The following is a 7,544-nucleotide window of genomic DNA, read 5'->3' as shown; positions in this document are numbered from 1 at the left end:
GAACTCAACGGGCGCCCTCGACAAACTCTCGGATTCCGCACACCATCAGAAGCACTCGAAGAGGTGTTGCGTTGACCGCCTGAGCCCGCACCGCTTATCGGGGGGCGAGCAAATCCGCCCCCGGCGCTAAGGAGTTACGACCGGCGCGATCCCATATTCGGCGTGCTCGTATGCCCCTGGAGCTCACGGATATCGGGCGCCGGGCGGGCTCGGATGGCGGCGTAGTTGGCCCAGTCAGTCGCAAGGGCCGAGGCGCGTTCCGCGGCGAATCGTGGGTTGCAACCGACGAGGTCGGCGAGGACCGGTGCAGGGATCTCACGCAGGAGCTCGTTTGAAGGCTGCGACCCGGCCGCATCACCCCAACATCTACTGCCGAACCCGGCCGAACTGTTCCTCAGCCCCGACCCCGATGGAAGGCGTCAGCTTTCCGCTGGCTCCTGAGCTGCTTCCTCGCAAGCAGGCGACTGTCCTGGCAGTCGGCTTCTCGTCCGTGTTCAGCTGGCGCGAGTCCAGGTGGCTTCGGGGAGGTCGAGGAGGTATCGCAGGGTTGGTTCGAGTGCGCGTTCCAGCATCTCCAATGTGAGCGCAGCTGGGCCGCCCGGGATTTCACCGAGCGACGTCGGAAAGGTTTCCGCGCCGTTGAAGGCGGTCATTAGTTGGGCGGCGCGGACCATGACGCTGGGTTCGGCTTCGGGTGCCGCGCGGTTCAGGACGGCGTTCATCACAGTCGCGCAGACCGCGGGGTCCACCAGACGGGTTCGAAATACGGTAGGATCGAAATCTTTTGTTCGTGCATCGGTTCGGGCTCGCGCGGCAACCAATTCGGATCCAAGGTCGATGATTCGGGTCATCGGCAGCGCCGCGTCACCAGCCGTGATCCAGAAGGTGCCGGTCGTGTCGTGCGCGTAGGCGAGAGCGATCAGCGCCGCAGCGGCTATGTCCTGCGGGATGACATCGATGTGGGTGCCAGGTTCACATGGCAGGAAGGGCAGTTGTCCGGAGAGGGCGAACCCGAGCAGGTAGTGCAGTGCTTGCAGGCGAGCTATCCGACCGGTGCGCGAGTCGCCGATAACGGTCGACAGTTGCGCGATGCTTGCGGGCACCCCTGATTCGCGGATCAGGGTCTCGCCTGCCGCCTTGGACTCGGCGTAGGCGTCGAAGGGTGTGCCGCCTCCGGCCCGGGCAACGAAGGCGGTTCCTACGTGCACCAGCCGTGCGTCGGCGTCTGCCGCGAATCGGAGTAGCTGCTCAACCCCGCAAACGTTCACGTTGTGAAGGTATCGACGATTGGTGGTGTGGTTCACCGCCGCTGCGCAGTGGATGACGACATCGATTCGGGTGGTGAGGTTCTGGTATTCGGCGGCCGACAAACCGAGCCGGGGACGCGTGATGTTGCCGCGGACCGCAGGTACGGCGACCGGTCGGTAATGCGTCAGGGCGACAACCGAATCACTCGGGAGGCACTCGAGGATTGCGGAGCCAACGACCCCGCTGGCTCCGGTGAGCAGGATGGTGGGGTCAGGCATGCTCGGCGCCTCAGAACGGTCCGAGTAGCAGATTCGCGGGTGTGGCGGCGTCCACGCTGGTGACGTACTCGGTGACCGCGGTCAGGCACTGCGCGTAGTTCAGCTTGCCGCTGTTGTCGGGATCGATTGCAGCCCAGGCAGTTTCGGCGTCGGCGGGAGAAAATCCGAGGATCGTAGTTCCCAGCCGTATCGCGTCGTCCCGGTCGATCAAGCCGTCGTTATCGGCGTCGATCATGGCAAAGGCCAGATTGGTGAGATTGCCGATGTATTGCAGGGTTTTGTCCGGCGTGGTCGCAACGCTGTTGGCCATGGCGATCACGAAGTGCTCGCGATCCAGCCGCTCCAGGTCCGGCACCCAGCGGGGTTTGACGACGAAGGCATGCCAGACCTGGTCGATGGCCGCGGAGAGCTGTGCGACGCGCGGAGAGCTGTCGTCGTATCCGGTCAGTTGTGCGAGCCTGCGCGCGAGGACCGCGGTATCGGCCGGTGTGACAACACCGTCACCGTCGACGTCGGCGACCGCGAACATGCGCAGCTGTTTGCGCCGCAGCAACGGATGCTGTTCCGCCGCAATCGCGGCGGCCGCATCCATCTCTGCCGCAACGGTGGCGGTGAAGCCGGTCCCAGGTGCGAGGAAGTCGTTCATATCGACCCTATTCCACTGTCGCAGTGTTTGATTCGAGAGCATACCAGTCCACATCCGGACTGTTCGGCCTGTCCGGCCGGCCATCGGGCATTCGCGTTATCGTCCGCACTGAAACGCCTGCACCGCCGGCGCCCAGTTGCGGTTCACCGACCGGCACGGCCTCCGGTTGGCCAGCACCAACCAACCCTACGAACGAAAGGAACCACCCTCCGGGCCCGTTGAAGGGGGCTGAAAAACAGTTCGGCCGGGTCCGGCGCTAATCCGCCGCATGCTCGCCGAACGAGGTTGTCGTGTGGACAGTTTCATGCCCTCCCCTGCTACCGCAAATAGTTTCCTGAGCGTGAACCCGTCCGCGAGACACAGCTAGGCTGTTGCTGGCCATGACGTTGTTGACGTTGGTCGTCAGGAAGTAGTCGCGCGGGTACTCTGGAGCCGTGCTTAGGCAGCAGCGATTTCGGGACCCCCGGCCGGGTTATGGCCGCGGGGTCATCGACGCGCGCTACTAGCGCATAGGTCTCCGCAGGCACGGCCGGGGGGAAGCCCTTTTCCTTCACTGGCTTGCAACCCTTTCGGAGACCTCCACATGTCGCACGCTGACTATCTGACTTCTGACCAGCTCTGCTACGCGCTGAACCTGCGCGACCTCACTGATCCCGCTCAGGGCGGGCACGCCATCCAGGCTCTTCTCGCTTCCGTCGTGGGTGCGCTGCAACCTGAGTGGGGCGCCTCCGTCCGCTACGTGCGTAACTCTCCAGTCGTGCCCGTGCGTGAAAACTACGACCGCCTGGGCTACGACCCCGACGATGTCACCCGCGCCCGACGGTATACCCGCTACATCAGCCCCACCGTGATGCTCCGCAGCCAGACGAGCGCCGAACTCCCGACTGCCCTCGAGGATTACGCGGGACGTAGCGAGGTCGATGAGCTGATCGTGGCCCCGGGCCTCGTCTACCGGCGTGACGCCGTCGATCGCAGCCACGTGGGCGAGCCGCATCAGGTGGATCTATGGCGCATCCGCAGCACTCCGGACACGGGTGACGAGGACATGCTCACCATGATCGGCCGCTTGGTCGAGGCGGTTCTTCCGGGCGCCAAGTGGAAGACGGCCGATGTCTCGCACCCGTACACGGTGGGCGGCAGGCAGATCGACGTCCTCCACGAGGGTAAATGGCTCGAGCTTGCCGAGTGCGGACGCATCCATCCCGAGGTGCTGCGCGGTTCAGGGCTCGACCCGGAGCAGTGGTCCGGCCTCGCTCTCGGCATGGGGTTGGAGCGGGCCCTGATGCTGCGCAAAGGCATACCCGACATTCGCTATCTACGGGCACAAGACCCGCGCATCGCCGCCCAAATGCTGAACCTCGAGCCCTGGCAGCACGTCTCGCTGCTGCCCGCTTCCCGGCGCGACATCTCGGTGGTCGTGGCAGAAGAAGAGGATGAAGAGACGCTCGGCGACCGTATCCGCATCGCCCTCGGCGGCGACGCCGACGTCATCGAGTCCCTCGACGTGCTCAGCCGCACTACGCACGCGGAACTGCCCGAGGCAGCGCGCGCTCGCCTCGGCACACAGGAAGGTCAGGTCAACCTCCTGTTGCGAATCGTGCTCCGCCCCATCGACCGCACACTGACCTCGGACCAGGCCAACGTGATACGCAACGTCATATATCGGGCAGTCCATGAAGGACCAGTGCTGGAACTGATCTGAGATCGTCATGACTTCACGTCTGCACGCCAATGCGCCGCTCTCACCCGAAGGACGCCGCCGATTGATCGAACGCTGCCGAACCCGGCCGATCGCGCACGTGGCCAAAGAGATGGGCATCTCCCGCGCGACCGCCTCGAAATGGGTCAACAGGTACAGACGCTTCGGAGAACTCGGCCTGCTGGATCGCTCGTCCTCTCCGATCCGGCAGCCATCAGCGACCCCTGGCCAGCTCGTGGGGCAGATCGAGTCGATGTTGCGCGAGCACAAATGGTCAGCATCCCGCATCGCCTTCGAACTCAACCAAGTCGGGACGCCGGTCAGCAGGCGCACCATCAGCCGGCTACTCGCTCAACTGGGCCTGAACACACGGAAGTTCATCGACCCGAACGGCGAGACGAACCGGGATCCGCAACGCATCACAGCCAAACGCCCGGGCCACATGGTGCATCTCGATGTGAAGAAAGTCGGACGAATTCCCGACGGTGGTGGGTGGCGCGTACACGGCAAAGGCAGTGCGGAGGCCAAAGCCGTCGCCCGTACGAAGACTCGTGGAGCGAAGACCGGATATGTCTTCCTGCACTCGGCCATCGACGGATACTCCCGACTCGGCTACACCGAAGCCCTATGTGATGAGAAGGCCGCCACAGCTGTCGCGTTCCTCGGCCGCGCGAAAGCCTGGTTCGCAGCCCACGGCATCACCAGGATCGAGCGGGTCGTGACCGACAACGGCTCCTGCTACCGGGCCGCCGCTTTCCGTGAGGCGGTCGGCTCCAGCCGCCACCAGCGCATCACGCCCTATACGCCTCGACACAACGGCAAAGTCGAGCGATACAACCGGATTCTCGCCGAAGAGTTTCTCTACGCCCGCACCCGGAACTCGGAAACCGAGCGCGCGGCCGCACTCAAGATCTGGAATCAGCACTACAACTACCACCGACCACACGGCGCGCACGATGGACAACCACCCGCATCCGCGACGCCATCACGCGTTAGCAACGTCCTGGCCTCCTACAGCTAGCGCAGAACATCGAGGCCAAGGGCGGACCGGTGGCGCACGGGATATCACCGTAGAGGAGCTGCGCATGATCCTGTCGGCCGTCCGAACGTCGGATCTCCCCTGCCCGCGAAAGCTGTCCCGAGCCGAACGCACATGCGGCAAGCCAGTGAAGTCCTACACCCCGCCGACCGTGGCGGGTTCTGCGAGAGCGCCGACCTTGCCGACTGGGTGACACTGCTCGCCGGTACTGTATTGCGGCGTAGCCAGGTGTTGGGGCTGCTGTGGTCAGACATCAACCTGGACGCGCACACTCCGAACAAGCGGCAAGGTCGTACGGGGTCAAGGGCACGGGTCTCGTGCGAGTAGAGAACGACGACGACCCGAAGAACCGCAAGGGTGTGATAGCGCTGCCTAGTTTCGCCGTAGAGGTGTTGAAGCGGCGGCGGAACGCCATCGCCGCTCGCAAGCTGGCATCGCCTCCCAAAGGGGAAGCCACGCTCGATCTGGTGTTTCCGTCAACTGTGTGACGCTGCGCGATCCACAGAACGTCGGCCACGAGTGGCAGCGGGTTCGTGATGCGCTCGGCATCCCTGACGTGACTCCGCATAGCCTCCGGGGTGCGGTGGCAACGATCCTCGATGACGCGGGCTTGTCGGCACGTGTGACGGCGGATGTGCTCATGCACGTAGATCCGGCCATGACGCAGCGCAGGTACATGGCGCGCGGACGGGTTCATCAAGCTGCTGCTGATGCGCTGGAGCGCGCGGTGAGCGGGAAGCCCTGAGCAGGGGACGGAGCACGAATTTGTTGTGACTTAGAGATCAGTTCAGAATGTAGCGGCGTGTCGGTTTGGTTTGCCGTGCAACGTCTTTGAGACTCTTGCTGTTGATGAAGTGGTGGCCGATGCGTTGTGGGCGAGGCTGTAGCGATTGATTCCGGTGCGGCAGCGGTGGTTTCTCCCGGCTGTCGGCGGACCGGCGACCGCGCGGCGTTGGAAGGCATCCTGTTCGTGGCCCGCACCGGTATCGGCTGGAACCAGCTGCCGACCGGACTGTTCGGAGCCTCCGGCGCGATCCGAAACCACCTGCTGCGGCCATCCCGGACTCTGCGGTCCGCACGGACACTCTCATCACGGTCGCGATATCCGGCAGCGGCCCCAATCCGTTGTCCGCTGAAGGCCCGCCCCTGGATCATGGACAGCAACGGGATTCCCCGCGCTGACCGCAAAGCCATCCACGACCCAATCTGTCTGTATCAGAGTTTGTGACGATTGAGGAAATCGTCACGCAAGCCGATGCCTGGCGCCGCTCGCCCCGAACCCGGCGACGGAGCTGACCACACGAAATCCCGGGATGAGCCGAGTCAGTCGAGCGCCTCGGCGTTGAAGAGCCGGGCCGCGGGGTTCGTCCTCGCCGGGCGTCCAGATCCCGCGGCGGGCGTCGATGTCGTCCAGTCGCCGGTGGGTGCCGTCCTTGTTCCTCGAGGCGCGGTCGACTTCGCTGTCGGGGTGAGGTGGTTGGATTCGGAGCGTCGCCCGTCCCTGCCGGCCTGGCCATTGATGAGGTGCGAGGTCTTCAAGGTGAAGGACGGTCGCGGCATAGACGCGACCGCCCTCGATGTCACACCAGCCCGCAGCCGGATTGGTCGTTGTCTTCAGGACTCTGCCCGGCCGGGCCAACCCGATGATCGTGATCCTCCCCTCCGCGCCCCGCACCGCTTACACCAGATGTGTCTACAGGTTGATGCGGAAGTAGGTCGGCTGGGTGGTGCCGCCGACGCAGACGGTGCCCTCGGGGATCGTCGAGGCCTGAACGTCGGCGGTGTAGAAGCATGCCGTCGAGGCAGTGATCTCCTCGGCCGTGACGCTGACGGACCCGTCGGGGCCGACCGTGACGGGCAGCTCGGTGTCGGTGCCGGTGTCCGGGCAGACGTAGCGGACGACGCCGCCCGGGGCCAGGCCCACGCCTGAGGGGAAATCGAGCGTGATGGTCGTCTGACCGGCGGGAACCATGGCGTTCGCAGATACCGTGAACTTCAGCTGCGTGGTCACCCCCGGCGTCATCAGCACCGGATCCGGTGGATCCTGAACGACCGTGAAGACGGCATGCTCAACCCTCCTGACCCGCACATTGCCGTTGTCGACGATATAGAGGTTGCCCATCCCGTCCACCGCCACATCACCCGGCCAGCTGAGTGCGGCGTTGATGGCGGGCTGGTTGTCGCCGTTGTAGCCGTTGGTGCCGGTTCCCGCCACTGTGGTGATGCGCCCGGTGGCGTGATCCACCCTCCGCACCCGCTGGTTCCCGCGGTCGGCGATGTAGAGGTTGCCCGCTCCGTCCACCGCCACACCGCACGGGCCGTCGAGGGTGGTGTTGATGGCGGCCTGGTTGTCGCCGTTGTAGCCGTTGGTGCCGGTACCGGCCACGGTGGTGATGACCCCGGCGGGATCCACCCTCCGCACCCGATCGTTGCATTCGTCCCCGATGTAGAGGTTGCCCGCCCCATCTACCGCCACATTGCGCGGGAGGTTGAGTTCGGCGTGGATGGCGGGCTGATTGTCGCCGTTGTAGCCCTGGGTGCCGGTGCCCGCCACCGTGGTGATGACCCCGTCAGGATCTACCCTCCGCACCCGATGGTTTTCGAGGTCGGCGATGTAGAGGTTGCCCGCCCTGT

Annotated in this window: 6 protein-coding genes and 2 pseudogenes; 5 read left to right on the top strand and 3 right to left on the bottom strand. The window is 64.8% G+C overall.

The genetic code is table 11. From position 1 onward, the window contains the following. Positions 1 to 494: 494 nt before the first annotated feature. On the bottom strand, positions 495 to 1,526 hold the full coding sequence (locus AB0H00_RS31355; RefSeq protein ID WP_357273435.1) for an SDR family oxidoreductase: 1,032 nt from the start codon (positions 1,524 to 1,526) through the stop codon (positions 495 to 497). A 10-nt stretch (positions 1,527 to 1,536) separates the two neighbouring features. Next, the gene (locus tag AB0H00_RS31350; RefSeq protein WP_357273433.1) at positions 1,537 to 2,172 is read right to left on the bottom strand and encodes a hypothetical protein; all 636 of its coding nucleotides are present in this window, start codon (positions 2,170 to 2,172) and stop codon (positions 1,537 to 1,539) included. Positions 2,173 to 2,755: 583 nt separating this feature from the next. On the opposite strand from AB0H00_RS31350, the gene AB0H00_RS31345 reads away from it, so the two are divergent. The 5 genes and pseudogenes from AB0H00_RS31345 to AB0H00_RS31325 form a co-directional block, all read left to right on the top strand. After that, on the top strand, positions 2,756 to 3,874 hold the full coding sequence (locus AB0H00_RS31345) for a hypothetical protein (protein ID WP_357273431.1): 1,119 nt from the start codon (positions 2,756 to 2,758) through the stop codon (positions 3,872 to 3,874). A 7-nt stretch (positions 3,875 to 3,881) separates the two neighbouring features. Continuing rightward, positions 3,882 to 4,892, top strand: coding sequence for an IS481 family transposase (locus AB0H00_RS31340; RefSeq protein ID WP_357273429.1), 1,011 nt, complete (start codon positions 3,882 to 3,884; stop codon positions 4,890 to 4,892). A gap of 335 nt (positions 4,893 to 5,227) precedes the next feature. Continuing rightward, the gene (locus AB0H00_RS31335; protein WP_357273426.1) at positions 5,228 to 5,398 is read left to right on the top strand and encodes a hypothetical protein; all 171 of its coding nucleotides are present in this window, start codon (positions 5,228 to 5,230) and stop codon (positions 5,396 to 5,398) included. Beyond that, positions 5,395 to 5,655 (top strand): tyrosine-type recombinase/integrase, encoded by a 261-nt coding sequence (locus tag AB0H00_RS31330; RefSeq protein WP_357273425.1) that lies wholly within the window; start codon positions 5,395 to 5,397, stop codon positions 5,653 to 5,655. The genes AB0H00_RS31335 and AB0H00_RS31330 overlap by 4 nt, the downstream gene beginning before the upstream one ends. Positions 5,656 to 5,850: 195 nt before the next feature. Further along, positions 5,851 to 5,943 (top strand): annotated as a pseudogene (locus AB0H00_RS31325) (IS5/IS1182 family transposase); the annotation flags it as partial. A gap of 660 nt (positions 5,944 to 6,603) precedes the next feature. Here AB0H00_RS31325 and AB0H00_RS31320 read toward each other — a convergent pair. After that, positions 6,604 to 7,544 (bottom strand): annotated as a pseudogene (locus AB0H00_RS31320) (hypothetical protein); the annotation flags it as partial.

It is taken from the genome of Nocardia sp. NPDC023852 (assembly GCF_040639505.1).
In the GTDB taxonomy this organism is placed as follows: Bacteria; Actinomycetota; Actinomycetes; order Mycobacteriales; family Mycobacteriaceae; genus Nocardia.
The sequence above is the reverse complement of the archived record's forward strand: the minus strand, read 5'-3'. Positions and strand labels throughout refer to the sequence as shown.